The organism is Kitasatospora sp. GAS204B (assembly GCF_029892155.1).
Lineage (GTDB): Bacteria > Actinomycetota > Actinomycetes > Streptomycetales > Streptomycetaceae > Kitasatospora.
Genome location: NZ_JARZAG010000015.1, coordinates 1 through 26,401, shown reverse-complemented (window position 1 = coordinate 26,401; position 26,401 = coordinate 1). Strand labels below are relative to the sequence as shown.

20 protein-coding genes are annotated in these 26,401 nt (G+C 72.1%); 5 read left to right on the top strand and 15 right to left on the bottom strand.

Translation table 11 applies throughout. The features are described 5' to 3' along the window. Positions 1-252: 252 nt before the first annotated feature. Entirely contained in the window at positions 253-2,265 is a 2,013-nt protein-coding gene (locus tag P3T41_RS20945; RefSeq protein ID WP_280691504.1) for a putative Ig domain-containing protein, read from the bottom strand. 204 nt (positions 2,266-2,469) lie between these two features. Between P3T41_RS20945 and P3T41_RS20940 the strand changes: the two genes are divergently transcribed. Beyond that, positions 2,470-3,033: a GNAT family N-acetyltransferase gene (locus P3T41_RS20940; protein WP_280691503.1), complete on the top strand. Its 564-nt coding sequence runs from the start codon at positions 2,470-2,472 to the stop codon at positions 3,031-3,033. 36 nt (positions 3,034-3,069) lie between these two features. Here the strand turns inward: P3T41_RS20940 and P3T41_RS20935 are convergent, their stop codons facing one another. Further along, positions 3,070-3,879 (bottom strand): AfsR/SARP family transcriptional regulator, encoded by an 810-nt coding sequence (locus tag P3T41_RS20935; RefSeq protein ID WP_280691502.1) that lies wholly within the window; start codon positions 3,877-3,879, stop codon positions 3,070-3,072. Positions 3,880-4,088: 209 nt separating this feature from the next. Continuing rightward, positions 4,089-5,075, bottom strand: a complete 987-nt coding sequence (locus tag P3T41_RS20930) for an AEC family transporter (protein ID WP_280691501.1) — start codon at positions 5,073-5,075, stop codon at positions 4,089-4,091. A gap of 252 nt (positions 5,076-5,327) precedes the next feature. On the opposite strand from P3T41_RS20930, the gene P3T41_RS20925 reads away from it, so the two are divergent. Continuing rightward, positions 5,328-7,442, top strand: a complete 2,115-nt coding sequence (locus P3T41_RS20925) for a hypothetical protein (protein ID WP_280691500.1) — start codon at positions 5,328-5,330, stop codon at positions 7,440-7,442. A gap of 125 nt (positions 7,443-7,567) precedes the next feature. Here P3T41_RS20925 and P3T41_RS20920 read toward each other — a convergent pair whose 3' ends face one another. After that, positions 7,568-8,956, bottom strand: a complete 1,389-nt coding sequence (locus P3T41_RS20920) for a S53 family peptidase (protein ID WP_280691499.1) — start codon at positions 8,954-8,956, stop codon at positions 7,568-7,570. Between the two features lie 541 nt (positions 8,957-9,497). Here P3T41_RS20920 and P3T41_RS20915 point away from each other — a divergent pair. After that, positions 9,498-11,594, top strand: a complete 2,097-nt coding sequence (locus tag P3T41_RS20915) for a hypothetical protein (protein ID WP_280691498.1) — start codon at positions 9,498-9,500, stop codon at positions 11,592-11,594. 330 nt (positions 11,595-11,924) lie between these two features. On the opposite strand, the gene P3T41_RS20910 is transcribed toward P3T41_RS20915, so the two are convergent. The 8 genes from P3T41_RS20910 to P3T41_RS20875 form a co-directional block, all read right to left on the bottom strand. After that, positions 11,925-12,776: a patatin-like phospholipase family protein gene (locus P3T41_RS20910; protein WP_280691497.1), complete on the bottom strand. Its 852-nt coding sequence runs from the start codon at positions 12,774-12,776 to the stop codon at positions 11,925-11,927. Between the two features lie 118 nt (positions 12,777-12,894). Then, positions 12,895-13,581 (bottom strand): response regulator transcription factor, encoded by a 687-nt coding sequence (locus P3T41_RS20905; RefSeq protein ID WP_280691496.1) that lies wholly within the window; start codon positions 13,579-13,581, stop codon positions 12,895-12,897. Next, complete coding sequence (locus P3T41_RS20900; protein ID WP_280691495.1) at positions 13,578-14,942, bottom strand: histidine kinase; 1,365 nt, start codon at positions 14,940-14,942, stop codon at positions 13,578-13,580. The genes P3T41_RS20905 and P3T41_RS20900 overlap by 4 nt, the downstream gene beginning before the upstream one ends. A gap of 131 nt (positions 14,943-15,073) precedes the next feature. Beyond that, a complete protein-coding gene (locus tag P3T41_RS20895; protein WP_280691494.1) occupies positions 15,074-15,916 on the bottom strand; it encodes an ABC transporter permease in 843 nt (280 codons plus the stop codon). After that, on the bottom strand, positions 15,913-16,893 hold the full coding sequence (locus P3T41_RS20890) for an ATP-binding cassette domain-containing protein (RefSeq protein ID WP_280691493.1): 981 nt from the start codon (positions 16,891-16,893) through the stop codon (positions 15,913-15,915). Before P3T41_RS20890 ends, P3T41_RS20895 begins: the two co-directional genes overlap by 4 nt. Before the next feature lie 155 nt (positions 16,894-17,048). Further along, the gene (gene fabG / locus P3T41_RS20885) at positions 17,049-17,807 is read right to left on the bottom strand and encodes a 3-oxoacyl-ACP reductase FabG (RefSeq protein ID WP_280691492.1); all 759 of its coding nucleotides are present in this window, start codon (positions 17,805-17,807) and stop codon (positions 17,049-17,051) included. 14 nt (positions 17,808-17,821) lie between these two features. After that, entirely contained in the window at positions 17,822-19,009 is a 1,188-nt protein-coding gene (locus P3T41_RS20880; RefSeq protein ID WP_280691491.1) for an acetyl-CoA C-acyltransferase, read from the bottom strand. Between the two features lie 104 nt (positions 19,010-19,113). Then, positions 19,114-20,262 carry an acyl-CoA dehydrogenase family protein gene (locus tag P3T41_RS20875; protein ID WP_280691490.1) on the bottom strand — a complete coding sequence of 383 codons (1,149 nt, stop codon included), beginning with the start codon at positions 20,260-20,262 and terminating at the stop codon, positions 19,114-19,116. A gap of 141 nt (positions 20,263-20,403) precedes the next feature. On the opposite strand from P3T41_RS20875, the gene P3T41_RS20870 reads away from it, so the two are divergent. Further along, positions 20,404-21,141, top strand: coding sequence for a TetR/AcrR family transcriptional regulator (locus tag P3T41_RS20870; RefSeq protein ID WP_280691489.1), 738 nt, complete (start codon positions 20,404-20,406; stop codon positions 21,139-21,141). Positions 21,142-21,339: 198 nt separating this feature from the next. Here the strand turns inward: P3T41_RS20870 and P3T41_RS20865 are convergent, their stop codons facing one another. Together P3T41_RS20865 and P3T41_RS20860 are read right to left on the bottom strand one after the other, a co-directional pair. Beyond that, complete coding sequence (locus P3T41_RS20865; RefSeq protein WP_280691644.1) at positions 21,340-22,449, bottom strand: nitric oxide synthase oxygenase; 1,110 nt, start codon at positions 22,447-22,449, stop codon at positions 21,340-21,342. A gap of 264 nt (positions 22,450-22,713) precedes the next feature. Continuing rightward, positions 22,714-24,249: an APC family permease gene (locus P3T41_RS20860; protein WP_280691488.1), complete on the bottom strand. Its 1,536-nt coding sequence runs from the start codon at positions 24,247-24,249 to the stop codon at positions 22,714-22,716. Positions 24,250-24,449: 200 nt separating this feature from the next. On the opposite strand from P3T41_RS20860, the gene P3T41_RS20855 reads away from it, so the two are divergent. Next, complete coding sequence (locus P3T41_RS20855; RefSeq protein ID WP_280691487.1) at positions 24,450-25,163, top strand: TetR/AcrR family transcriptional regulator C-terminal domain-containing protein; 714 nt, start codon at positions 24,450-24,452, stop codon at positions 25,161-25,163. Between the two features lie 83 nt (positions 25,164-25,246). Here the strand turns inward: P3T41_RS20855 and P3T41_RS20850 are convergent, their stop codons facing one another. Continuing rightward, on the bottom strand, positions 25,247-26,044 hold the full coding sequence (locus P3T41_RS20850; protein ID WP_280691486.1) for a TIGR03084 family metal-binding protein: 798 nt from the start codon (positions 26,042-26,044) through the stop codon (positions 25,247-25,249). Positions 26,045-26,401: the final 357 nt, after the last annotated feature.

Genomic DNA, 26,401 nt, shown 5'->3' with positions numbered 1-26,401 from the left:
CCTGCGCTGTCCAGTCCATCGAGCGAGACGGCGACCGCCTGGTTCGGGAGCCCAGGTCGGACGGTGGCCCGCAGGTCCGCGGATGTCGCCCGGCTCCGGCCCGTGAACCGGGTCACCAACGTCTTCGGCGAGGCGCGCAGGTCTTCGTGCCCATGGCTGGAAGCGTGCGCCGGTCGACGACAGGGCTCCCGCCTCGCTTCGACGGCGAGGCGGGAGCCCGGGAGCCCGGGAGTCAACCGAGCTGACGATGTGTCAGCTGACGTTGAACGCCGTGTCGTCGAGGACGAACGAGGTCTGGTACTCGTTGTCCTCGGTTCCGGTGAACTTCAGCGTGACGGTCTGACCGGCGTAGGCCGACAGGTCGAAGGTGTGCTGGGCGTAACCGGTGAGGTGGTCCAGGTTCGAGTAGGTGTGCAGGGTGCCGAGCACGGTGCCGGAGCTGCTCAGCACCTGGACGTTGAGGGTGTCGTACGCGGTGGTGGTGCTGGTCTCGGCCGTGTCCACGTGCAGCCAGAAGCTCAGCTGGTAGCTGGAGCAGCCGCTCGGGACGGCGACGGTCTGGGCGAGGGTGTCGGTGTGCGTGGTGCCGTAACCGTCCAGCCAGGCATCCCAACTACCGCTGTGTGCCGGCTCGCTGCTGTCGTTGCTGACCGTGCCGGTGGAGGTGGTCCACGGGGCGGCGGTGCCGGTCTCGAAGCCCGGGTTGCCGAGCAGCTGGGCCGGGGTGCAGCCGCCGCCCGAGCTGGGGTCGACGGTCCAGCTGAAGGTGGTGGAGCCGCTGGCGTTGGTGGTGTCCGTGGCGGTCAGCGTCACGCTGGAGGTGCCGGCGGTGGTGGGGGTGCCGGTGATCTGGCCGGTGGTGGAGTTGATCGAGAGGCCGGCCGGGAGTCCGGTGGCGCTGTAGGTGAGGGTCTGGCCGGAGGCGGAGTCGCCGGCGGCGATCTGCAGGCTTGCGCCGGAGCCGACCGTGCTGGTCTGGGTGCCCGGGTTGGTCACGGTCACGGTGTTCCCGGCGACCGCGTCGACGGTCCAGCTGAAGGTGGTGGAGCCGGAGGGGCCGGTCGAGTCGGTCGCCGTTACGGTCACGTTCGAGGTGCCCGAGGCGGTCGGGGTGCCGGAGATCAGCCCGGTCGAGGAGTCGATCGACAGCCCGGCCGGCAGCCCGGTGGCCGCGTAGGAGAGGGTGCCGCCGGTGGTGTCGGTCGCCGAGACCTGCACGCTGGCGGCGCCACCGACGGTGCCGGTCTGGTTGCCCGGGTTGGCCACGGTCACGCCGGCGCTGCTGGTCTGGTTGAAGTCGGCGGTGATCGTCGACTCCAGGCCGCCGACCACGCCCGGGTCGCTGACGATCAGGCCCAACTCGCGGTTGTGGTTCAGCGAGTTGTCGGAGAAGTTCTCCGAGCCGGCGAACGCCTTGGCGGTCGAGGTGCCGTAGTCGGCGACGATCGCCTTGGCGTGGACGTAGAACCCGGTCGAGCTGGTGTAAGTGGTCACCTTGCCGCCCGCGGCGGTGATCTGGTTGAGCTGCGAGGTGTAGCTGTTGTTCTCGTTCTCGGCCACCACCCGGACGGTGACGCCGCGCTGCTGGTCCGCGACGATCGCGTTGATCAGGGCGGTGTCGCCGAACTCCTCCTCCTGGACGTCCAGGGAGTGTTGGGCCCCGTTGATCAGGCTCAGCAACTGGGTCTGCGAGTCGGTCGGCGACCAGACCAGGTCGTCGCCGTCGCCGGGGGTGATCGAGGTCTTCGCGTAGTCCGCGGCGAAGACCTTCTCGATCGCGCTGACGTCGTTGGCGTCGGTGTCGAAGACTCCGTAGTCGCGCGAGGTGGCGTAGTACGTGGTGTCGAAGTTGCCGGTGCTGATGTAGGACTTGGCGCCGTCGACGGTGATGGTCTTCTGGTGCGTGTAGACGTAGGCGGAGGACGAGTAGGTGACCCCCACGCCGCCTGCGGACAGCGCGCTGTAGGCGGCGCCGTCGATGGAGGAGTGCTGGGAGTCCAGGATGACGCGGACGGCGACGCCCGCCTTCTCCTTGGCCACCAGGTCGTTGACCAGGGTGGTGTCGCGCAGCTCGTAGATCGTCACATCGATCGACTTCGTCGCGGAGTTGACGAAGTTGTAGATCGCGCTTTCACCCTGGTCCGGCAGGATCACCAGGGAGTAGGTCCCGGTCGCGGCGTGCGCGGCGGTCACGGGCGCCAGCATGCCGGCGGCGGCGGTGGCCCCGGCGGCGAGGCTGATCAAGGCGCGACGCGTGAGTCTCATTCAAGTCTCCGTGGGGGGTAGACGGGGAGATGTGACGCGCGTAGCTCCGACGTGCAACGCGCGTAGCTCTCCAAGTAAGGCACGGCGTCGATGACGCGTGAAGTCCGCGCACATGACAAGTGGCTTAACAGTCGGACGACAGCTGCCGTCCCGTGCCGATAATCGGTACGCAGCGAAGTGTGCCCTGCGGATGAGGAGTTGAATGTGCGGTTGCGTGATGTCGAACTCGCTGACCTGCCAGCCTACTTGAGGATGCGCTGTGATCCGGAGATGATGGCGGAGCTCGGCGGGCCACTACCGGCTGACGGTATGCCGGACAAGGTCGGACGGGATGTGGAGCGGGTTCTGGCGGATGATCAGTGGATCAAGATGATCGTGCTGGGCGGCGGCCACATGGGCGACGGCGGCCACGGCGGCCACGGGGGCGATGGCGGCGGAGGTGGGGACGGCGCCGCGACGGGTGTGGTCGCGGGCACCGTGACGCTGTGGACGCATGAGCATGAGGCGGCCGGCGCACCCTACTCGGAGATCGGCTGGATGGTACTGCCGGAGTTCCAGGGGCAGGGGCTCGCCAAGTGCGCGGTCCGCGAACTGCTGCGCTTGGCCCGTGCGGACGGCCGTTGGGGGCTGGTAAGCGCTTTCCCCGCCACCACCAACGCCGCGTCGAACGGCATCTGCCGCTCACTCGGTTTCACCTTCCAGGGTGAGCGGCGCACGGAGTTCGCGGGACGCTCGCTGTCGACCAACCACTGGACGATCGCGACCTGAGGCGCCGCCGGACCGCCGCACCAGCGGACCGGCGGCCTACCCGACCAGCGTGCGCGGCTGGCGCAGGACGGCGCGGACCGTGCGCTGGGCGGGCACCCGGCCGGTGACGGGGCGGTCGGCGCGCAGGATCCGGCGGTGCAGCTCGCGCAGTTCGGGGCCGGGGTGGACGCCGAGTTGTTCGTCGAGCAGCTGCTGGACCCGGCCGTAGGCGGAAAGCGCTTCCGCCTGGCGGCCCTCGCGGGTGAGGGCGGTCATCAGCTGGGCCCAGAACCGCTCGCGCCCGGGGTGGGCGGCGGTCAGCGCCTGCAGTTCGGGGACCACCGAGTGGCGCTCGAGCTGGAGTTCCGCCTCCACCCGGGCCTCGACGGCGTGGAGCCGTTCGTCGGCCAGCCGACCGGCCTCCTCGCGGTGCAGCGCGTCCGAGGGGACGTCGAGCAAGGCCTCGCCGCGCCAGACGTCCAGGGCGGCGTCGAGCAGGCCGAGGGCGCGTTCGTACTCGCGGGCGCGCAGCGCAGCCGCACCCCTGGTCCGCAGCTCGGTGAAGCGATGGACGTCGAACTCCTCGGGGTCCACGGCGAGCCGGTAGCCGCCGGCGCAGGTCTCGAGCCGGCCACCGGCCGGCCCCAGGCAGCGCCGCAGCCGCAGCACCGCGTTCTGCAGCGCGGCCGTCGCGCCACGCGGCGGGCAACCGTCCCAGAGCCGCTCGGCCAGCAGCGGCGGCGAGCAGACCTGGCCCCGCCGGAGCAGCAGGGTCGCCAGCAGCACTCGCTGCTTGGGCGCCGGCACGCCGTGCGGCTGGCCGGCGTCGTCCCGCACCAGCAGTGGCCCCAGGATCCCGAACTCCATCGGTACGCCCTCTCCAGACGGTTGACATCGGGTGACATCAACCGTTCTAGTCGGGTGTGCGGTTGTCCACGACCCTTGGCGCCGCCGGTCAATCAACTTCGGACAATAGGCCGCCGACCAGGCCTGATGGCTCGCCGGGGCCATTCGGTCCGAACGAGGGATCGGCTCGTCCGAGTCGGTTCCGCTGAGTCGGCTCCGCTGAGCCGGCGCTAGTGAGAGGTCGGAGCCAGGGTCCAGTCGATCGCGGAGAGGGTGATCATCGACAGCAGCGTCGACCAGAGCACCGAATCGCGCGGCAGCGCGGTGTTCAGCCCGTACTGGCGGGCGTAGATGAAGACGTTCTGCGCGGTCGGCAGCGCCGAGCAGATCACCACGGCGAGTAGCTGGTGCGCGGTCAGGTGCAGCAGCAGGCTGCCCACGGCGAAGGCGACCAGGGGCTGGATCAGGTTCTTGGCGACCACGGCGAGGCCGACTTCCGCCCGCAGCGTGTGTCCCTCGGTGGACGGGCGGCCGTGCAGCGACATGCCGAGGGTGATCAGCGCGGTCGGCACGCCGGCGTTGCCGAGCAACTGGCAGGACTGGCCGAGTGCTGCGGGCGGGTGCCAGCCGACGGCCGAGCAGAGTGCGCCGAGCGCCGAGGCCAGGATGATCGGGTTGCGCAGTGGCAGCCGCAGCATTCGTCCGACTCGCGCGGACCGAGTGGCGCGGGCAGCACTGCCATCTGCCCCGCCATCTGCGCCGCCATCCGTCCCGGCGTCGAGCAGGCCGAGGATCACCGGCGTCACCAGGAGTACCTGGAAGAGCAGCACCGGGCCGACGAACGACGCGTCGCCGAGTACCTGGACCGCGACCGGGATTCCCAGGTTGGCCGAGTTGACGTAGCCGGCCGCCATCCCGCTGATCGCCCGGTCGGCGGGGGCGCGTCCGAACAGCCAGCGTGCGCCGGCCCAGCCGAGCAACGAGGCCACCAGCGTGCCGGTGGCGAAGGCGAGCATCGAGGCGTTGGCGAAGGTCCCGAGCGGTGCCTTGGCGAGCATGGTGAAGAGCGCGGCGGGCATCGCGACGTGGAAGACGAAGCGGCCGAGGACCAGCTCGGCCTGCTCACCCAGCAGGCCGGTGCGGCTGACCAGGTAGCCGACGGCGGTCAGCGCCCAGATCGGGACGAAGGCGGCCAGCAGGGGTTGGAGCGCGTGCATGGGTCCTCGAGGGTGCGTCAAGTCCCGTCGTCGCGGGGGCCGGTGGGTGAGGGTGGAGCGCGTCGGGCCGGACACAGTCAACCAGGCACCCGGAACCGCGCGTTCCGCGCCCCCCGTTTCGGCCGGGGTCGGTGCCCCGGCCTGGAACGGGAGGTCGGACACCCCGTAAGGTGGCGCGGAAGGGGGAGCGGTGGAGCCAGCCGTGACCTGCGGACGAGACGCCCACGGTGGCGGGCGGGGTGGTGACCGGCTTTGGCGGACAGTGCATCGATCTCCGGGGGTGCGGTGCCGCCGCCGGACGCTCCGCTGGACCCTCGGCAGAGCCCCCACGACGCGAACACCGGGTACGACGCGGAACGGACGACGCCGCTCCCGGCGCCGGAGGTCCAGGACGCGGCCCCCGGGTGGTTGCCCCACGGACCGGCGGACGAGCTGGTCGAGACCCGGGTGCTGCCGGTGATCGAGGACGCGAGTCCGGAGGCGCACCGCCAAGCGCGAGGCGGCAGCGAAGGTACGGCGGTGCTGCGCGCGGTGATGCCGAGTGCGGCGACGGCGGTGCTCCGTGCGGTGCCCGCGCCTTCCCCCACCGCTGAGCCTTCCCCTGCCGCGGCGCCGTCCCACGCGTCTGTGCCCGCGCCCGAGGCCGAGGTCGCTGACGCGGCGTCGACCGGGGCGCCGTCGGAGCCCCCGGTCTCCACCGGGTGGACCGTCACCGTCCCGCTCCCGCCGCTCGCCGCGACCCTGCCGCTCCCGTCGCCCGACGCGCTCGCGTCGCTGGCTGGCACGTCCGACAGACCCGACACGTCCGTGCCCGCGTCCGCAGCCACGGGCGCCACCGTCGGCGGTGGGCTGCGCGGCCGGATCCTCGCGGTCGAGGGCGGCTACGGCAGCGGCGGCCGCCGTCCCTGGGCGCGCGGTGGCTCGGGGCAGCCGCAGGTGCTCTCCGCGATGCTCGCCGCCGTCGCCCCGCAGACCCTGCTCGCGGCCGAGGCGGTCGACGCCGTGCACCTGCCGGCGGCCAGCGACCCGCAGACCGTCCTCGCCCACCTGCGCGCCGCCGCCCGGCATCCGGGGCCGCTGCTGGTCCACCTCGGCGGCCAGCTGGTGGCCGACAAGCGCGGTGGCGGGCTGCACCTGACGCTGCGTGAGTCCAAGGCCGCGACGATCCGCCAGGAGGGCGTGGCGTGGTCGGCGATCGTCGGCGAGCTGCGCACCCGGCCCACCGACTGGGACACCCTGGTGATCGCCGACCTCAGCGCCGACCCGGGCGCCTGGCCGCTGCTTCAGGGCGGCGGCGGACCGGCGCTGCTCACCGAGGCGATCCCGCTCTGGGCGGTGATCGGACCGGACGTGGAGCAGATCGGCACCTTCACCAGAGCGCTGATCGAGGCGTTGCACGGCGGCCGCCCGGGCGCCGGGCCGCTGCTGACGCCGGAGCAGCTGCGCGGGCAGGTGCATTCGGTGCTCCGTCCGAACGCGCTGATCTTCGGCTCCTACGGTCCGGAGCGCCCGGTGTTCCGCAACACGGCGCGCCAGCAGGCCGCGCCGGGGGTGCAGGCTCAGGCGCTCGCCGCCGGGTCGGGTGCCCCGAGCGTGGCGACGGCTGTGACCGCCGCGACCGCCGCGACAGCGGCGACGGTTCCGCTGCCCCGGCCGGCGGCGGACCGTGGGCCGGTGTCGCTGCTGAAGCCGGGCGTGCCGCCGACGGTCCGGTCCAGCCGTCCGGTCTCGCTGCTGAAGGCAGCGGCGGTCGCGGAGTCGCCGGCGGATACGCCATCGCCGGTGGACACGCCATCGCCGGTCGACGTGCCGCCCGCCGGTGCGGCGCCCCTCGACCCGCCCGCCGCAGCACCTGTCGACCCGCCCGGGGACGTTCCCACCGACACGCCTGCCGCCCCGCCCACCGACGCGCCTGCCGCGCCCCCCGAGGACTACCGCGAGGCGCTCGGCCGGATCGTCAGCACCGCCGACGCGGGCGCGCATGACTCCGCCGCCGAACTCGCCCTCGCCCTCGAGGAGCAGGTGGTGGCCGTCCACGGTGCCATCGCTCCACCGGTGCTGATGGTTCGTCAAGTACGCGCCCATGTAGCCAGATTGGCGGGTGACCCGGTGCTGGCGGCCGAGCTCTACCGCCAAGTGGCCCTGGTGCTGCTGGCGGTGGAGGGGCCGGAGGATCCGGAAGTGCATCGGGTGGCGACCAATGCCGAGGCGTGCTGGCGGGCCATCGCGGACCCGCGCCGGGCGTTGCAGGTCGGCGCCCTCATCCTGGAACTGCGCGCCCAACTGCCGGGCGAGGACGGCCGCAAGCTCCGCTCGGCCGAGCGCTATCTGGCGAAGCTGACCGGCGCCGCCGGGCAGGCCGGGTAGGGCCGGGCAGCCGAGTAGGGCCGAGCAGGCCGGGTAGGCAGTCGCCCGAACCCCCTGGGCAGACAGCACGAACGGGGCACCCGCCGCACAGCGGCGAGTGCCCCGACCGGGCAAGCGGTCCTAGGTCAGCGACCCGCGATCGCGTGCACGAAGGTGTAGCCGTCGATCGTCCCGAGGCCCGCCGCCATGTTGTAGCCCGGCGTCGCCTGGTAACCCGCGACGTTGTTCCAGCCGTTGTCGCCCTTGGTCACGCTGTTGATGCCGCTCCACTGGGAGGGGAGCATCGACAGGCCGTAGAGCCGCCAGTTGATCTGGCCGAGGCGGTGGCCCGCGGCCTGGTCGGCGAGCGCGACGACGCCGGAGAAGAGCGGCGAGGCCTCGCTGGTGCCGCCGGTCAGGTGCCAGCCGACAGCGGTCGGGTCGTACGAGTCGTACGTCCAGGCCGCGCCGTCCACCGCCGCGCTCATGCTGATGTCGGGCGTGCCGCGGTGGTCGCCCACCACGTTCGCCACGCCGGTCTGGTACCACGGGCGGTCGAAGACGGCGGACTCGCCGCCGCCGCCGGCGCCGTACGCGTCGTGCCAGACCTGGTCGGGCGCGGTGCGGTTGCCGTTGTTGTCCAGGGTCAGCTGGGTGCCGCCGACCGAGGTGACCAGCGGGTCGGAGGACGGCCAGGAGTTCACCTTGTACGGGTACAGGGTGTTGTTGTTGTCCGAGTCCGTCACACCGTTGTCGCCGGAGGAGGCGAGCACCGTGACGTTGTGCGCGGCCGCGGCCTTGAACGCGTACCGCAGGTCGGTGAGCGAGGAGTAGTCGCCCTTGTCGAAGCCCGGGAAGGTGTTCTCGGTGGCCCCGAAGCTCTGCGTGATGACGTCGCCCTTGCCCTGCTTGATCAGCGACTGCTCGGCGGACATCATCTCGGGCAGGCCGCTGGTGCCCTCGTTCTCCGAGACCGCGGTCTCGACCAGCACGATGTGGGCGTCGGGCGCGATCGAGTGCGCGTACTCGACGTCGAGGGTGGTCTCACCGGCCCAGCTGACCTGGTCCGCGTTCTTCGGGTCGAAGGTCGGGACGTTGCCCCACTTGACGACCTCGACGTTGGTGTCCTGGATGCCCCACTGCTTGTCGAAGGTCTCCAGGTCGTGCTGGATCGTCGGCGAACCGAAGGAGTCCACGATGACGATGGTCCGGCCCTTGCCGGTGATGCCCTGCTGGTACAGCGGGTTGAGGTTGTACGCGGCGCGGTACTGCAGCGGGGAGTAGCAGTGGATGCCGATCTGCGCCACGCAGTCGCTGGTGCTGATCGGTGCCGTCCGCGCGGTCGCGTCGATGTGCCCCTCGGAGGCGGGGTGCAGCTTGAACGCGGCCTGGACCGGGGCGCCGGCCGCGAAGGCCGCGGTGCTCTGCGCGGTGACCGTGCCCGCGGTCAGGGCGGTCGCCCCGACGGCAAGGAAGGCCAGGGCACGAGCGGTCGCGGAGCGTCGGGGGCCCGCGGTGGCGGGGGAGGTTCCCATGGAACTCCTTCGAATGGGGGAGGGTCGTGCCGAAACCATGTCGGCCCGGATATCCCATCGTGTGGAGAGCCGATGGATCTATAGTCATTTCGGACTCTTGACATGCCCTGAGAGCATGCCGAAAAAATCCGTGCGAGTGTTCGCAATGGACCGAACGGCCCAGGTCGGCGGCGCTCTCCGCGAGTCCTCGTAGGCCTTCGCGGGGCCTTCCCGGGTCCCAGCGGGGTCTTCGTGGGGTCCGCGTCGGTCTTCGTGGTCCGGCCGGGATCGCCCGACGGACCGTCAAGTGCCGGTCAAGGAACGTCCACTTGGTGCAACCGGACGCCGCTGACCGGACGTGACGGCGGTCTCTCCGGTGTGTCGGGACCATCGCGGGGGCGAACGGCGGACCCTCGGGGAACGGTCGGTGAACTCTCGTTCGATCCGCTCCCACCGGTCGGCGCCGGTGTGCAGGATCTCGGCTGACCCGTGCAACTCCCCGCACGGTCGCATCGGCCCGCGCCGTCTTCCCCCGCGCGGGCGCTATCGGGAGGAAGACTTCATGCCACGTCGCCGTATCGCGACCACCGCCGCGCTCGCGGTCACCACGATCGCCGCGCTCACCGCCACCGCCGGCCCCGCACTGGCCGACGCCGACGGCAACACCTTCGACGCCCAGGGCGTCCCGGGCTGGGGCGGGCACCACCACCGGCACGGCTCGCTGACCTACAGCGTCGGCACGCCGGTGGTCGACAAGGTCAAGGGCGGTCCGTGGACGCTCGGCCAGGGCGACCTGACCCTCGGCGCGTCCTACGGCAACAGCCTGCCGGTCTACGCCGGTGGGGGCAGCGGCAACGTCACGGTGGGCGGGGTGACGTACCCGAACCTGGCCCTCGACCCGGCCGGCTCCGGCAGCGTGCCGGCGGCCAGCGGCGTCACCGGCACGCCCGGTCCGCTCGACGGCTACTGCTCCAGCGGTGGCGCCACGCCCGAGACCGGCAGCGTGGTGCGGCAGCCCAAGGGCAGCGTGCTGCCGATGCAGCCGTACTACTTCCCCTTCGTCACCAGCCAGGACGGCGGCGACACGCTCTCCGGGCTCTTTGACTACCGCCCCAAGGACGGTGACGAGGCGGTGGTCGCGGCCACCTCCACGGACCACGGCAAGACCTGGAAGTACGCGGGCCAGGCGCTGGAGCAGAACGCCGGCCTGTGCCCGAACGGCAACACCAACGACGACGGCCAGGGCCACGCCTTCGTGCTGAACGTGCCGAACTACGCCGGCACCGGCCACCACGGCCAGGTGCTGTACACGCTCTCCCGTCCCTCGGGCGACACGCTCGGCACCAACCTGATCGTCCATCACCTCACGCCCGAGGGCGGCGACCCGTTGGCCGGCCTGCCGGCCGCCGAGCCGGTCGGCATGGGCGGCAGCACCGCGGCGACCGCCGGCGTGAGCGTGCCGGCCGGCCCCGGCGGCGCGGGCGTCACCATCACCGTGGGCAGCACCGCCGCGTTCGAGCAGCCGGGCCACTTCACGGTCGACGGCGTCACGGTGGACTGCAACGACGCCAGCGCCACGGCCAGCGCTTTCACCGGCTGCACCACCCGCACCCCGGGCGGCGTGACCATCAAGGCCGGCGACCCCGTCACCGCCGACCGCGTGATCCCCGCCACCGCCCAGCAGACCAGCGGCCTGATCGCGCCCGACGGCATCATCAGCACGGTCCCGAGCTACCCGGGCGCGCCCAAGGGCAGCGTCGCGGTGCTCTACACCGAGAAGATCGTCAACTACTTCACGCCGACCACCACCACGGCCGCCGTCACCCTGCCGGCCGCCACCCTCCCGGTGGCCGACAGCTCCGCGCTGAAGCCGGCCGCCGGTGCCTCGGTCACCGTCAGCCTGGGCACCGCCGCCGGGATCGTCCAGGTCACCTGCACCGGTGCCGACGCCGCCCAACTGACCGGCTGCACCGGCGGAACCGGGACGGTCGCCAAGGGCAGCGACGTGGCAGCGCCCGGCGCGGCCGTCGCCCCGTACGCGCAGCTGGCGAAGATCGGTGAGGGCAAGAACAAGCCCAAGTCGCTGTTCGGCAACAACGAGGACTACACCGTGGTGCGCGCCGCCTACACCACCGACGGGCTGCACTTCACGGACCTCGGCCAGGTGAACGGCCTGGCCGACCCGACCAGCAACAGCGACTCCGTGCTGCGCTGGATCGGCTCGCGCGGCACCGTGATCACCAACCCCGACGGCAGCTACGGCCTCTTCCTCTCCGGCGCCTACGCCGCGGACGGCGACAGCGACGCGTTCAACCAGATCTTCTACTCCTCCTCCAGGGACGGGAAGACCTGGTCGGCCCCGCAGAAGCTGATCTCCACCGACTACGGCTTCTCGGCCCTCACCCAGCAGGCGGCCACCGGCGGCGCGCTCGGTGTCTCGGGCTACTACAGCGGCCGGGTCTACGACCCGACCGTGGTGCAGAACGACAACGGCAGCCTCACCATGCTCTTCGCCGGCTACTCGACCCCCAAGCCGCTGCCCGGCACCGGCAGCGTCTACGGCACCGACCTGGCGGCCCAGTTCACCGTCCCGGCCGTGCAGCCGGCCGAGTACCGCACCATTCTGAGCGTCACTCTGAAGCCGCACTGGACCAACTGACGGTGAGTAAGCCACAATGAACCACATCGGGTAACGGCCAAACAGGTGTGAATCCCAGGTGGTCTGCGTGCCGGAGTCTCCGGTTCGTGTAGCGGCTGCCGTGCTGCTGGGCGCGGCTGCGTTCGCCGTTCTGGGATCTGTGGCGCACCTCGCGGACGCCGCACCCGAGGAAAGGTGCGCGACGGCGCGGCGTCAGCCGCTGCCGTCGCCGCGCCGTCCACCGTCACCAAGGGCCCGAAGGGCTGAGCCAGTCGCCCCCGGCCCGCCATGAACCGATCCGCCCCGCCCGGCGCCCTGATCCCGGACGGGGCGGATCCATGTCCGGCCCCCTCAGCTCCAGAGTGCGCGTACCGTCTCGGCCAGCTGCCGTCCCTGAGCCAGGCCCGCGTGGGCGGCCGGGGTGCGGGAGGCGGGATCCAGCGGGTCGGTGCCGAAGGCGGCCAGGGATGCCTCGTCCGGGGTGATCACCTCGACCCGGCCGGAGCGCTCCAGCAGGGCCACCTCGTCGGCCAGAGCCGGGTCCGCCATCGGGGCGAGCACCAGCACCCGCTGGTAACCGGCCGCCAGGTCGGCGTTGTTGGAGGAACGGACACCGCCGTCCATGTACCGCGAGCCGTCGATGGTGACCGGCGGCCAGATCCCCGGTACCGCGCAGCTGGCGGCGACCGCGTCCACCAGGCCGACCCCGCCGGCCTGGTCGAACAGTCGGGGCTCGCAGTCGCGGGTGTCGACCGCGACCAGCGTGATGCTCCGCTGCGGCCACGTGTGCACCGGCAGCCGGTTCTCGATCACCCGGCGTCGCGCCGTGGGTGTCACCGTCCGCGCCGTCAGCGCCAACTCGGCTGCCCGCCTGCGCCGTTCGGCAGGGTCGGTGACCTCCTCCAGCAGCTTGCCCCAGAACGCGAACAGTTCGGCCGTCGTCATCCCGGTCGGCGTCAACTCGGCGTTCTGCAGCTCAGGTTCGGCCTGGCGCCGGAACAGCTCCGGCAGCGGCAGCCCACTGCCCAGCTGCCCGGCCACCGCCGACCCGGCCGAGGTCCCGACGATGTGGTCCGCCCCCGTGACGTCCGCCCCTGCCGCCGCGAGCCCGGCCAACACCCCGGTCTCCCAGGCGATCCCGGCCAGTCCGCCGCCGCCCAGGACCAGTGCTCGCTGCTTCGACTCCGGCTGTCCGGTCGACATGTCGATCCCCTTACCCGGCCCACCATGGGCCTCGCGGATCACAGCATCGCAGCCCGCTCGGACAATTGGAGGCCAGGCGTTGGACGCCCGGTCGGCTGACGGTTGCGCCGCCGGCGGCTCAGCGCTCGGCGGCCCGGTCCGGCTGGGGTCGGGTCAGGCCGAGGTCGTAGGCGAGGATCACGGCCTGGATCCGGTCGCGGGCACCGATCTTCGCCAGCACCCGGCCGACGTGGGTCTTGACCGTGCTCTCGGAGAGCACCAGGCGCTCGGCGATCTCACCGTTGCTCCAGCCCTGGCCGATGGCCAGCAGGATCTCGTGCTCGCGCTCGGTCAGTGCGCGCAGCCGCGGATCGCTCGGCTGCTGGTCGGCCGAGTGGGCGGGCAGGCGGTGGGCGTAGGTGTCGAGCAGGCGTCGGGTGAGCCCGGGGGCGATCACGGCGTCGCCCGACGCCACCGCCCGGATCCCGGCCAGCAGTTCCTCGGGGAGGGCGTCCTTGAGCAGGAAGCCGCTGGCTCCGGCGCGCAGTGCGGCGTGCGCGTATTCGTCGAGGTCGAAGGTGGTGAGCACCAGCACGCGCGAGCGGCCGCCGGCGGCGACGATCCGGCGGGTCGCCTCGATGCCGTCCATGCCGGGCATTCGCACATCCATCAGCACGACGTCCGGACGCAGTTCGGCGACCTGCCGCACGGCCTGGACTCCGTTCTCCGCCTCGCCGAGCACTTCGGTGCCGGGGGCGCTCTCCAGCAGCATCCGGAAGCCGAAGCGCTGCAGGGGCTGGTCGTCGACGATGACCACGGTCGTCATGACGCCGCCTGAACGGTGGTGGGGGCGGCGGGCTGGCCGAGGGGCGCGGGATCGAGTACGGCTTCCACGGTCCAGCCGCCGCCCGGGCGCCTGCCCGCGGTCACCCGCCCGCCGTACAGGGTGGCGCGCTCCTTCATTCCGGTGATGCCCTGGCCGTCCCCGTCCCCGCTGCCGTCCCCGTTCGCGTTCCCGTTCGCGTCGAGGCCGGTGGTGGCGGGAGCCGCGCCGCTGGCACGGCCGCTGTCCTCGATCCTGATCCGGATCTCGCGGTCGGTCACCCGCAGCGTGAGCTTCGCGCTGGTTTCCGGGCCCGCGTGCTTGAGGGTGTTGGTGAGCGCCTCCTGCGCGATCCGGTAGACCGTCAGCTGCAGCCCGCGGTCCAACGCCTCCACGTCGCCGACCGTCCGGTAGGTGACCTCGGGGCCGGCCGCTCGTACCCGCGCGCAGAGAGCCGCCAGATCGGCGACGCCCGGCTGCGGGGTGAGTTCCGGACCGTCCGTTCGCTCCTCGCGCAGCACACCCAGCATCCGGCGCAGCTCGCCCAGGGCTTGGCGCCCGGTGCCGGCGATCAGCTGCAGCGCCTCCTTGCTGCGCTGTGGAGCGACTTCGGCGGCGTAGGCGCCGCCGTCGGCCAAGCCGATGATGACGGACAGGTTGTGGCCGATGATGTCGTGCATCTCGCGGGCGACCCTGGTCCGTTCGGTGGCGGCGGCCAGCCGGCTGCGCTGGTCGCGCTCGATCTCCAGCCGTGCCGCGCGTTCGCGCAGCGCGGCCAGGTAGGCCGTGCCGACGCGTAGCGCCAGGCCCAGGGCGGCCGCCGCGGTGGCCGTGCAGCACAGGAAGAAGAGCGCGACGAGCGGGGAGATCACCACCGACACCCGGGCGGCGGCCAGCAGCAGCGCGGCCGCCGTCGCCGCGCCCACCCAGGGCAGCCGACGCAGGCGGTCGTGCCGGGCCACGCTGTACAGGGCCAGGAAGAGGGCGATGTCGGCGTGCAGCCACACGTTCAGCGACCACTGCGCGACGAAGACGGCCGCGATGGCGGCGAAGACCGCGGTGGGGCGGCGGCGCCGCCACAGCAGCGGCAGTGCCAACCCCAGTTGCAGGCCGACCACCGCGCCCACCGGCAGACCGTTGGCGTGCACGATCCCCGGCCGGTTCTCGCCGTGCAGCAGGTCCGGCAGGCCGAACAGCAGCAGGACGGCGGTGACCAGCGTGGCGTCCAGCAGCCAGGGCCGGGCCCGGTCGGATCGCTGGAGCCGTCGGCACACCCGCATCAGACCGGCCACCAGGGGGTGACCCCAGATCGGGTCCCCCGTGTCGCCGTCGAAGGCGGTGGGCGCGGTGGTCGCGCTGGTCATGGGTGTCACCCGTCCATCATCGCAGCCTGTCCGTCATGCCAGCCGCAACCGCGGAGCGCAGTCGGCAGCGCGACGGCGGCCGGGGGCCCGGGGGCCACCCGCGGCCCCGGCCGCCGTCGCGGTCACGCCGGTCAGGCGTCGGCGCGCTTGAGCCGGTACGCGGCGCCGGCCAGCGCGAGCGCCGTCCAGAGCCCGAGGACCAGCAGGCCCATCCCGGAGGAGAGGGTGTGCGCGTCCTGGTGCAGCGCGTACATCGAGTCACCGGCGTGGCTGGGCAGGTACTGGCTGACGTTGTTCTGCCAGCTGGTCGGCAGCAGCGTGATCAGCCCGGGGACCAGCAGCAGGGTGCCGACCAGGACGGCGATGCCGCCGGCAACGGAGCGCAGCAGCGCGCCCAGGGCCACGCCGCACACTCCGATCAGGGCCAGGTAGACCCCGGCCATGACCAGGCTGCGCAGCACCCCGGCGTCGGAGAAGGTCAGGGCCGCCCGGGTGCCGGAGACGATGCCGCTGCCGAAGCCGAAGGCGGCGAACGCGCCGACGATGCCGACGACGAAGGCGACCAGGGCGAAGACGGCGGCCTTGGACCAGAGCACCGGCAGGCGCCGCGGCACGGCGGCGAGGGTGGAGCGGATCATCCCGGTCGAGTACTCGCCCGCGGCGACCAGCACGCCCAGGACGCCGACGGCCAGCTGGCCGAAGTTCAGCCCGAACAGCGAGAGGCTGACCGCATTGGCCGCCAGCATCTCGGGGGCGTCCATGGGGTTACCGGCCGTGATGTTGACCTTGTAGCGCCAGGCCCGGATCAGCCCGAAGAACAGGACGAAGACCAGCGCCAGCGTCAGCGTGATCCAACTGGAGCGCAGCGACCAGAACTTGGCCCACTCCGAGCGCAGCACGCGGGCCGCGGTGACCTTGTAGGCGGGACGCTCGGCGCGCACGGGGGCGACCTGCGTGGTGGTGGCGGTGCTCATGCTGCGCTCCCAACGGGCTCGGCCGTCTCGGTGTTCTCGGCGGGCTCGGCGGTCTGCAGGCTCGGGGCGGTGGTGTTGCCGTGGTACTCGACGGCGTCCCGGGTCAGCTCCATGAACGCCTCCTCGAGCGAGACGCCCTTGGTGGCCAGCTCGAACAGCGCGATGTTGTGCTCGGCGGCCTTGAGCCCGATCGCCCGCGCCGCCAGCCCGGTGACCAGGAGTTCCTCGGAGCCGGAGCGTCCGGTGATGTCGACGCCGGGACCGGCCAGCACCTCGCGCAGCCGCGCCGGGTCGGAGCTGGCCACCTTCACGGTGTCACCGCCGGACTGCCGGATCAGGTCCTTGACGGTGGTGTCGGCCAGCAGGCGGCCGCGCCCGACGATGATCAGGTGCTCGGCGGTGAGCGCCATCTCGCTCATCAGGTGCGAGGAGACGAAGACCGTGCGGCCCTCGGCCGCCAGCCCGGTGAGCAGGTTGCGGATCCACAGCACGCCCTCCGGGTCCAGGCCGTTGACCGGCTCGTCCAGCATCACGGTGGCCGGGTCGCCCAGCAGCGCGGCCGCGATGCCGAGGCGCTGGCCCATGCCCAGCGAGAAGGCGCCCGCGCGCTTGCGTGCCACGGACTGCAGACCGGTCAGCTCGATCACCTCGTCCACCCGGCGGCGCGGGATCCCGTGGGTCAGCGCCAGGGTGTTGAGGTGGTTGAAGGCGGAGCGCCCCGGGTGGATCGACTTCGCCTCCAGCAGCGCGCCGACCTCCTGCAAGGGGGCGCCGTGCTCGGCGTAGCGGCGGCCGTTGACGGTGACCGAACCGTTGCTCGGCGCGTCCAGGCCCACGATCATGCGCATCGTGGTCGACTTGCCGGCCCCGTTGGGGCCCAGGAAGCCGGTCACCATGCCCGGCTTCACGGTGAAGTCCAGCCGGTCAACGGCGGTCTTCTCCCCGTACCGCTTGGTCAGTTGCTGCGCCTCGATCATCGGGTGTTCCCCTAGCCTCGGGCCGACGGACGTTCCGGCCGGCGTCAAGCTCAACGCTAGGAGCCGCAGGCCCCGAAACCGTGGTACTCCAGGGCTGAAGAGTGACCGGCCCGTAGTACCGAGGTACTACGGGCCGGTCCTCCAGGTCGAGGCGGTCAGCGCGCCCCGCCGTTCACGTAGAGCGTCTGCCCGCTCACGTACGAGGCCTCCTCGCTGGCCAGGAAGGCCACCACCGCGGCGATCTCCTCCGGTCGGCCGGGGCGGCGCAGCGGGGTGCGGGCGGCGACCTCGGCCTGGTGGTCCTCGGGGCTGGCGCCGACCCGCTCGGCGGTGGCGGCGGTCATGGCGGTGACGACGTAGCCGGGGGCCACCGCGTTGACGTTGATGTTGAACGGGCCCAGCTCGATGGCCAGCGTCGCGGTCAGGCCCTGGATACCGGCCTTGGCCGCGGCGTAGTTGGCCTGGCCGCGGTTGCCGAGGGCGGAACGCGAGCTGAGCGAGACGATCTTGCCGTACTTCTGTGCCACCAGGTACTTCTGCGCCACGTGGCTGCAGTTGTAGGCGCTGGTCAGATTGACCGTCAGGACGGCGTCCCAGTCGGCCTTGGGCATCTTGAAGAAGAGGTTGTCCCGGGTGATCCCGGCGTTGTTGACCAGGATGTGCAGGCCGCCCAGGTCCTCGACGACCTTGGCGAAAGCGTTTTCCACGGCGTCGTAGTCGCTGACGTCGCAGGCGTAGGCGCGGGCCGTGCCGCCCTTGGCGGTGATCGCGTCGGCGGTCTGCTGGGCGCGCTCGGCGCTCAGGTCGAGGACGGCGACGGTTGCGCCGTCCTCGGCCAGCAGCTTGGCGGTGGCGGCACCGATGCCCTGGGCGGCACCGGTCACGATGGCGACCTTGCCGGTGAAACGTGACATCTCCGATTGCTCCTTCAGCTGTTCTCGATCAGGACTGCGCTGCCCTGACCCACGCCGACGCACATGGTGGCCAGACCCCGGCGGGCGCCGGTGCGCCGCATCCGGTGCAGCAGGGTGGTGAGGATCCGGGCGCCCGAGCCGCCCAGCGGGTGGCCGAGTGCGATCGCACCGCCGGTCGGGTTCACCAGCTCCGGGTCGATGCCCAACTGGTCGATGCTGGCCAGTACTTGGGCGGCGAAGGCTTCGTTCAGCTCGGCTTCGTCCAGGTCGCCGATCTGCCAGCCGAGGCGGGAGAGCGCCTTCCGGGTGGCCGGCACCGGGCCGATGCCCATCACGTCCGGGTGCACGCCGGCCGAGGCACCGGCGGCGTAGCGGCCCAGCGGCTCCAGGCCGAGCTCGCCCAGCGCCTGCTCGCTGACCAGCAGCAGGGCGGCCGCGCCGTCGTTCATCGGGGACGCGTTGCCGGCGGTCACCGTGCCGCCGGGGCGGAAGGCCGGCTTCAGCCGCGCCAGCCGCTCCAGGCTGGTGTCCTCGCGGATGCCCTCGTCCTGACTGACCGTCACCCCGTCCGGACGGGTGACCGGCAGCAGTTCGGCGTCGAAGTGGCCGTCCTTGCGTGCGGCCGCCGCGCGCTGGTGACTGCGCAGCGCGAAGGCGTCCTGCCGTTCGCGGGCGATGCCGAAGCGGCCGGCCACCTCCTCGGCGGTCTCGCCCATGCTGAGCACCCCGTGCAGGTCCTTCATCAGCGGGTTGGTCAGCCGCCAGCCGAGCCGGGTGTCGTAGGTCGACATGGTGTGCGGCAGCGCTTCGTCCGGCCGGGCCAGCACGAACGGCGCGCGGCTCATCGACTCGCAGCCACCGGCCACCACGATCTCGGCCTCGCCGGCCGCGATGGTCCGGGCGGCCATGGTGACGGCCTCCAGGCCCGAGGCGCAGAGCCGGTTGACGGTGGCGCCGGGGACGCTGTCGGGCAGGCCGGCGAGCAGCACGGCCATCCGGGCGGCGTTGCGGTTGTCCTCGCCGGCCTGGTTGGCGGCGCCCCAGTAGACGTCGTCGATCCGGGCCGGGTCGAGGTTCGGGACCTCGGCGAGCAGGCCGCGCAGTACGGCTGCCGACAGGTCGTCGGGTCGGACGGTGGACAGCGCGCCGCGCAGCCGCCCGATCGGGGTGCGGCGGGCGGCGGCGAAGTAGACAGGACGCACTTCGTTGGGCTCCTCTACTGGGAACGGCTGGTACTGGGAACGGCCGGTACGGGAAACGGCTGGTACGGGAAACGGCTGGCTCGGTCGAACGACCGGCTCGGTCGTCAGAACGCGTTGACGCCGGTCAGGGACCTGCCGATGAGCAGCTTCTGCACCTGGCTGGTCCCCTCGTACAGGGTCATCACGCGCGCGTCGCGCACCAGCTTGCCCACGGGGTACTCGTCGATGAAGCCGTAACCGCCGAACACCTGCAGCGCGTTGTTGGCCGCCCGGACGGCGGCTTCGCTGGCGAAGAGCTTGGCCGTCGAGGACTCGGTGGCGAACGGCAGCCCGCGCTCGATGTGGTCGGCGACCCGCCAGGTGAGCAGCCGGGCGGCGTCCAGGTCGACCGCGATGTCGGAGATCAGCTCCTGCACCAACTGGTAGGAGGCGATCGGCTTTCCGAACTGCTCACGCTCGGTGGCGTAGCGGACGGCGGCGTCCAGTGCGGCCTGGATGATCCCGACGCAGCCGGCGGCCACCGACATCCGCCCCTTGGCGAGCGCGGACATCGCCACCGAGAAGCCCTTGCCCTCGGCGCCGAGTCGGGCGCTGTCCGGCACCCGGACCTGGTCGAAGCTCAGTTCCGCGGTGGCCTGACCGCGCAGGCCGAGTTTGCCGTGGATCTCCCGCCGTTCGAGTCCTGGGGTGTCGGTGGGGACCAGGAAGGCGCTCACCCCCTTGTGGCCCGCCTCGCCGGTACGCGCGAAGACCAGTGCGACATTGGCCCAAGTCCCGTTCGTGATGAACATCTTGGTGCCGCTGATCAGCCAGTCCGCGCCGTCCCGCACCGCGCGGGTGGTCAGGTTCGCGGCGTCCGAGCCGGTGCCGGGCTCGGTGAGCGCGAAGCAGGCAAGTGCCTGCCCGTCGCAGAGCCGGGGCAGCCAGTGCCGCTTCTGCTCCTGCGTGCCATAGCTGTTGATCGACTTGGCGACCAGGCCGAGCGAGACCGAGACGATCCCGCGCACCGCCGAGTCGCCGCGGCCCAGTTCCTCCAGCACCAGGCAGTACGCCAGGTGGTCGCCGCCGCTGCCGCCGTACTCCTCGGGAATGGTCAGGCCGAGGAAGCCGAGCTTGCCCAACTTGCCGATGACGGCCCGGTCGACCGACTCGGCACGGTCCCAGTCGGTGGCGTACGGGGCGATCTCGCGGTCGGTGAACTCGGCGGCGAGCGCGCGGACCGCGGCCTGTTCCTCGGTGAGTGCCAAGTCCATCGGTCAGGTCCCTTCCTGGGGTCGCCCTGGGGTCCTTAAACTAGCGGTGCAAGTTTTTTGGACTCTAGCTCGGCCGCGACCCCGCTGGGAAGGGGCCCCTGCGAGAATGGCCGCCCCACCACCCGACCGGAGGAGCCCCCCATGGCCCGGCCCCGCACCCCGCTGCTCAGTCGCGAGCGGATCGTCGAGGCCGCACTGGCGCTGGTGGACGCCGAGGGGCTGGAAGCGCTTTCCACCCGGCGCCTGGCCGCCGAACTCTCGGTCAGCGGTCCGTCGCTCTACAACCACTTCGCCACCAAGGACGAGCTGCTCGACGCGGTGGTGGACAGCGTGATGGGCGAGGTCGACCTCGGCATGTTCGCCCCGGACACCCGGAGCGGCGGGGGCGCCGGGAGCGGCGGCGACTGGCGCACCGCGCTGCGCGACTGGGCCCGTTCCTACCGGGCCGCCCTCGCCGGGCACCCGCACATCGTCCCGGTACTCGCCCAAGGTCCCGGCCGGCGCCCGAACGCGCTACGGCTGGCCGACGCGGTCTACGGGTGCCTGGTCGAGGCGGGCTGGCCGCGTGGCCAGGCCACCCGGATCGGCGCGCTGATGCGCTACTTCATCACCGGCTCGGCGCTCGGCTCCTTCGCGGCCGGCTTCCCCGAGGACGTGCAGCTCTACGCGGGCGACTACCCGCACCTGGGCGAGGCGCACCGGCTGGCCGAGCACCGGCGCGCGGTCGACGAGGGCGCGTTCGAGACGGGTCTGGAGGCGCTGCTGGACGGGTTGGCACTGCGTTTCGAGCGCGGCGGCACCGACCACAACGGCTCCGAAGGTCCGACCGCAACGGCACCGACCGCGCCCTCCCCGCACTCAGTCAGCGGGCCCGCCTAGGGCCTCTCTTACGGATCTTGCCGGGCGCGCGACGCTGGGCATCCCTCCCCCAGCCTTCGGCCGGGAGGTGCCCCCACGGACGCACCGGCGAATCATCCAAGTACGACCCAGTACGAGGACGATCCGCCGGCACGCCCAGCCGGGCGCCCAACGCCGCACGCTGATCCGACAAGATCCGTAAGAGAGGCCCTAACCGCCTCACCAGGGTTCGCGCGCCACGAACGCGGGCCGGGTCTCGGGGTCCACCGGGTCGTAGTAGCGGTGGAACACCGGCGTGACCCCGCCCGACACCGGCGGCACGATCCAGCTCCAGTCCGCCGGCGTCTCCCGCCCCAGCCGCTTCTCCTGGGCGATGTGCTTCAGGAACCGCTCCGACTCGGTGTGGTGGTCGGTCATCGTCACGCCCGCCACCTCGTAGGAGTGCAGCACGGCCCGGTTGAGCTCGATCAGCGCCCGGTCCTTCCAGAGCGTGCGTTCGTTGGAGGTGTCCAGGCCCAGCCGCCCGGCGACCTCGGCCAGCAGGTCGTAGCGGTCGGCGTCGGCGAGGTTGCGGGCGCCGATCTCGGTCCCCATGTACCAGCCGTTGAAGGGCGCGGCGGGGTAGCGGATGCCGCCGATCTCCAGCGTCTGGTCGCTGATCGCCGGCACGGCGTACCAGCGCAGGCCCAACGCGGCGAACCAGGCGTACTCGGGGTGACTGAGTGGCACCTCCAGAGTGGCGTCGTCCGGCACTTCGTACCAGTACGGCCGCTCACCGGTCCGCTCCTGCACCAGCAGGGGCAGCACGTCGAACCGGCCCTCGCCCGGCTTCCAGCCCAGATCGGCGGCCCGGGCGGCGAGTTGACCGCCCGCCGGGTCGCCGATCCAGCCGCCGTAGCCGTCGGGGTAGCCGGCGTAGCGGACCAGTTGGGCGTTGACGATCCGGGCGGCCGGACGGCCGGGACGGTCCGGGGCGAAGATGCTGATCATCGGGCGGATCCGGCCGCCGTTGGTGGCCAGCCGCAGGTGCTCGAAGCACTCCTCGGCGATGTCGTCGGCCGAGCCGACCTCGCGCAGGTCGCGGACCAGCAGGCTGCGCCAGTAGAGACGGCCGATGCAGCGGGCGGAGTTGCGCCAGGCCACCTTGGCCCCGAAGGCCAGTTCCTCGGTGGTGTGCCGGTAGGTGCCGGTCCGCGAGATCTCGTCCAGCACCTCGTCGAGCCGCGCCGTCGGGTCGCCGGCGCCCGGGATCTCCGCGTGGTACTGCCGGATGAACTCGCTCGCCCGGTCCGGATCGGTGAACGCGGGGGTGAAGAGGTTCGACGGCATCCGTCGGGCCTGCTCCGGGACCGTCGGCACGGCGGCCCATGCGGCGGTGGCCGGACGGTCGTGGCTCACCGGGCAACCGGGCGCGACTGGAGCGGGGGTGGGGATGGCCTTGCGGGCGCGTATCCGGTCGAAGATCACAGAGACGTCCTTTCCGCCCCTATGGATACCCGAAGCGGCAGCTCAGCGGCCGAGTGTGGGCAAACCTCGCACACATTCCCCTCGCGACACACTAGGCTGCCCCTCTTCAAGTAGATCTTGTGATGATCAGGTCAACGGGATGTTCGGTCGGCGCTCCTGGTCTGCCGGCCTGGCTGCCGGAGCCTGGTTCGCCGTCATGTGGTCCGCCGACATCCGGTCCTGCGGCCGCCTGACCAGCAGGTAGCCGACGCCGATCAGGGTGACCGTGCCCACGCCGATCAGGGCGGCCCACACTTGATACCACGGTGCCCCGGGCGGCGCCAGGATGGTCCGGGGCCAGCAGATGTTCAGCACCTCGCCACCGGTCCAGAGCACTGCCAGCGCGTTCAGCGCCGTCCCGAACCGCCCGTAGCCCACCTGGCCGGCCGGCCGCCAACTGCCGCGCACCCGGGCGATCAGCGCCGCCAGCGTGAGCAGGAAGAACGGCAGGAAGGTCGCCGCGCTGCCGAAGGTGATCAGGCTGCCCATCGCGGCGCTCTTCAGGCCCAGCGGCAGTGCCGCACAGCTGATCAGGGTGGTCGCGACCAGCCCGCCGATCGGTGCCTGGTGCCTGTTGACCTTGCGCACCTGGGCCGAGTACGGGAAGACGCCATCTCGGGCCAGCGAGTACAGGCCGCGCGCCGCGCCGCCCTGCGAGGCCATCAGGCAGGCGGTGAAGCTGACCAGGACCACGACCACGAAGGGCTTGGCCGACCAGTCGCCGAACGCGCTGGTCACCGCCGTGGTCACCGGGTCGAGGTCCTTGCCGGCCACAACGGCGGCCGGGTCGGGGTGGGCCAGCGCGACGCCCACCGCGTTCAGGATCACCGCCGCGCCCACGCTGAGCAGCGCGTACCACATCGCGCGCGGCACCTGGCGGCCCGCGTCCTTGGTCTCCTCGGCGGTCGAGACGCAGGCGTCGAACCCGATGAACGCCCAGCCGCCGACCGCGATCACGGCCAGGAAGGCCAGCGTGCCGCTGGTGCCGTTGGCCGACGGGGCGCCGAGCGTGTCGGTGAGAAGCGAGAGGCCGTGCTTGCGGAAGAAGAGCAGCAACGAGACCCCGACCAGCACCGAGGCGACCGCCTCGGCGGCGATGCCGAGCGAGACGAACCAGCGCAGGATGTTGATCCCGTAGGCGTTCACCAGCGCGCAGAGCAGCGTGAACGCGGCTGAGACCAGTACCAGTTGGGTCGCGGTGGGGGTGGCGCCGAAGAGTGCGAAGACCCAGGGGGAGGCCAGGTAGGCGACGGTGGTGTTGGCGAACATCACGGCGAACTGCCAGAGCCAGCCGCTCAGCCAGGCGAACGACGGCCGGGCCAGCCGCCGGGTCCACTGGTAGGCGCCGCCGGCCAGCGGCCACTGGCTGGCCAACTCGGCGTAGACGCACACCACCAGGGCCTGGCCGAGCAGGCAGATCGGCAGCGCCCAGACCCAGGCGCCGCCGTCGATGCTCATGCCGACCTGGGCGACCGCGTAGAGGCCGACCACGGGGGAGACCACCGCGAAGCCCATCGCGATGTTGCCGAGGATGCCCAGGCTGCGGCGCAGTTCCTGGCGATAGCCGAGGGCGGCCAGGCGTTCGCTGTCGCCGGTGGCCGGGGGCGTCGGGAGTTCACTCATACGGTCCGCCTGTGAGGGTCGCGAGGGAAAACTAACTTAGTTAGTCGGGGACCGTAGACCACCGACCCCGGCCGGCGGAAGCCCTCGACACCGGGCTGTAACCTGACGTCGACCGGACGGGCGCGACCTGCGACGGACGGGTGTCACGTGCGCCCGGCGGGTGTGAGGTGGACCGGACCGGTACGACGGGTGCCGGATGGATGCGTGGCCAGACGAGAGGGCGGGGCGTGGGGCGACCGGGCAAGGCGCTGCTGAGCAGGGAGGTCATCGCCCGGGCGGCGCTGGATCTGGTCGACGAGCACGGCCCGGCCGGTCTCACCATGCGGGCGCTGGCCGAGCGGCTCGGGGTCAAGGCCGCCTCGCTCTACAACCACGTGGCCGGTAAGGACGAACTGCTCGACGCGCTGGCCGAGCTGGTCAACGCCGAGATCGACCACGGTCCACTGCGACCGGGCGCCGGCGGCCGCAGTGGCGACGCCGGAGCGGCGGCATCGGAGCAGGACTGGCGCGCGGGCGTGGCGGAGTACGCCCGCGGCTACCGGCGGGTCTTCCTCCGTCACCCCAACACCATCGCGCTCCTCGCCCGCCGCCGGGTCGAGGCCGAGCGCCAGTTGCTCGGTTACGACGCGCTGCTCGCCGCGCTGCGCCGGGCCGGTCTCGACCCGGCGGACGCCGCCGAGGCCGCCGCCGCGCTCGACTACCTGGTGCTCGGCGCAGCGCTGGAGACGTTCACCGAGGGCTTCGCCCGCCCGGCCGAGGAGTACCGCAGGCAGTACCCGGACCTGGCCGAGGCGTTGTCCGCCTCGGCCGTCCGGGGCGGTGGCCCCGGCGACCTGGACGAGCGGGGATTCGAGCTGGCCCTGCGGTTGCTGCTCAACGGGCTCGTGCCCAAGGGTGGCAACGCCGCGCCATGAGCGGAAGTTGACTTGGCGTCACTTCGTGGTGAGGTTCCCGCCCGGGCGCCGGTCCTGCTGTAGGGGCGGTGGCTGACTTGTCGTCACATCTCGCGTGGCTCCCGCCCGACCCCCGGCGGGCCGGCGAAGACCTGGGCGAGCGGCACCCAGGCGGTGGCGACCGGGCCGGTCACCGTCAGTGCCAGGTCGTCCGGATGCCGCCGCTGGGTCACCAGGAGGCAGAAGTCCAACGCGGGTCCGGTGATCCGGTCCAGCGCCTGCTCGGGCCCCCAGGTCCACACTTCGCCATCCGGCCCGGCCAACTCGACCCGCACCGGCTCGGTCGGCACCGGCAGGCCGTGCGCGGAGAACGCGAAGCCGAAGGTCCGCACGCCCAGGTGCGCCACGTGCCGCAGCCGGGCGGTGGGCTTGCGCTCGACGTGGAGCGCTTCGGCCACGTCCTCGCCGTGCGCCCAGGTCTCCATGATCCGCGCGGTGGCCATCGAGGCGGCCTTCATCGGCGGGCCGAACCACGGCAGGCGGCTGCCCGGCGGCACCTCGGCCAGCGCCGCCAGCACCTCGGCGCAGCCGGTCCGCCACCGCTCCAGCAGTTCGGTCGGCGGCAGCGCCGCGCCGTCGGCCGCGCCCCGGTCCACGATCCCGTCGAACTCAACCGGGCCGGCCAGCAGTTCGACTGCCGCCGAATGGAACCCGGCCGGATCACGGACGGACCGCAGCGTCCAGTCGTCCGTCCAGGCCAGGTGGGCGATCTGGTGGGCGATGGTCCAACCCGGCGCGGGCGTCGGAGTCGTCCACCGGTCCTCGTCCAACGGCACCACCAGCGCCGCCAGTTCCTCGCTCTCGGCGCGCAGGTCCGCCAGTAGTGCGGCGATCTCGGTCATCTGCCACTCCCTCGTCTGTTGCCGCCGCGCTTGCGGCCGGCCCGTTGCGGCTCGCGCGCTGACGCGGCGCGGAACTCCACCCGGGTGGGCGCCCGGGAGCCGGTCGCCCGGATGCCGCCACTGTGACGCGACTGATCGCTCGCGCGCCAGACCGCGCGCCGAGCCGGTGCGTCAAAGCCTGTGCGGCTGCGCGCCCGGCAAGATCCGTAAGAGAGGTCCTAAGGCCAATACCGGTGATTTAGGTCGTTTTCCGGCTGGTCGGGCTGGCTCTGGTGGGTGCGACCAGCCGGACGGTTGGAGTGTCGGGTGCCGTCGGGTTGCGATGTTCGGTGCGTTTGAGCTTCCAGTTGGACATCT

Bases quoted from the DNA above. Each gene is read 5' to 3' on its own strand.
- P3T41_RS20910 (WP_280691497.1), bottom strand. From the start codon at position 12,776: ATGTCGACCGGACAGCCGGAGTCGAAGCAGCGAGCACTGGTCCTGGGC.
- P3T41_RS20920 (WP_280691499.1), bottom strand. From the start codon at position 8,956: ATGGGAACCTCCCCCGCCACCGCGGGCCCCCGACGCTCCGCGACCGCT.
- P3T41_RS20865 (WP_280691644.1), bottom strand. From the start codon at position 22,449: ATGCCGTCGAACCTCTTCACCCCCGCGTTCACCGATCCGGACCGGGCG.
- P3T41_RS20855 (WP_280691487.1), top strand. From the start codon at position 24,450: ATGCGTGGCCAGACGAGAGGGCGGGGCGTGGGGCGACCGGGCAAGGCG.
- P3T41_RS20905 (WP_280691496.1), bottom strand. From the start codon at position 13,581: ATGACGACCGTGGTCATCGTCGACGACCAGCCCCTGCAGCGCTTCGGC.
- P3T41_RS20945 (WP_280691504.1), bottom strand. From the start codon at position 2,265: ATGAGACTCACGCGTCGCGCCTTGATCAGCCTCGCCGCCGGGGCCACC.
- P3T41_RS20935 (WP_280691502.1), bottom strand. From the start codon at position 3,879: ATGGAGTTCGGGATCCTGGGGCCACTGCTGGTGCGGGACGACGCCGGC.
- P3T41_RS20875 (WP_280691490.1), bottom strand. From the start codon at position 20,262: ATGGACTTGGCACTCACCGAGGAACAGGCCGCGGTCCGCGCGCTCGCC.
- P3T41_RS20895 (WP_280691494.1), bottom strand. From the start codon at position 15,916: ATGAGCACCGCCACCACCACGCAGGTCGCCCCCGTGCGCGCCGAGCGT.
- P3T41_RS20900 (WP_280691495.1), bottom strand. From the start codon at position 14,942: ATGACCAGCGCGACCACCGCGCCCACCGCCTTCGACGGCGACACGGGG.
- P3T41_RS20860 (WP_280691488.1), bottom strand. From the start codon at position 24,249: ATGAGTGAACTCCCGACGCCCCCGGCCACCGGCGACAGCGAACGCCTG.
- P3T41_RS20890 (WP_280691493.1), bottom strand. From the start codon at position 16,893: ATGATCGAGGCGCAGCAACTGACCAAGCGGTACGGGGAGAAGACCGCC.
- P3T41_RS20850 (WP_280691486.1), bottom strand. From the start codon at position 26,044: ATGACCGAGATCGCCGCACTACTGGCGGACCTGCGCGCCGAGAGCGAG.
- fabG (WP_280691492.1), bottom strand. From the start codon at position 17,807: ATGTCACGTTTCACCGGCAAGGTCGCCATCGTGACCGGTGCCGCCCAG.
- P3T41_RS20915 (WP_280691498.1), top strand. From the start codon at position 9,498: ATGCCACGTCGCCGTATCGCGACCACCGCCGCGCTCGCGGTCACCACG.
- P3T41_RS20930 (WP_280691501.1), bottom strand. From the start codon at position 5,075: ATGCACGCGCTCCAACCCCTGCTGGCCGCCTTCGTCCCGATCTGGGCG.
- P3T41_RS20870 (WP_280691489.1), top strand. From the start codon at position 20,404: ATGGCCCGGCCCCGCACCCCGCTGCTCAGTCGCGAGCGGATCGTCGAG.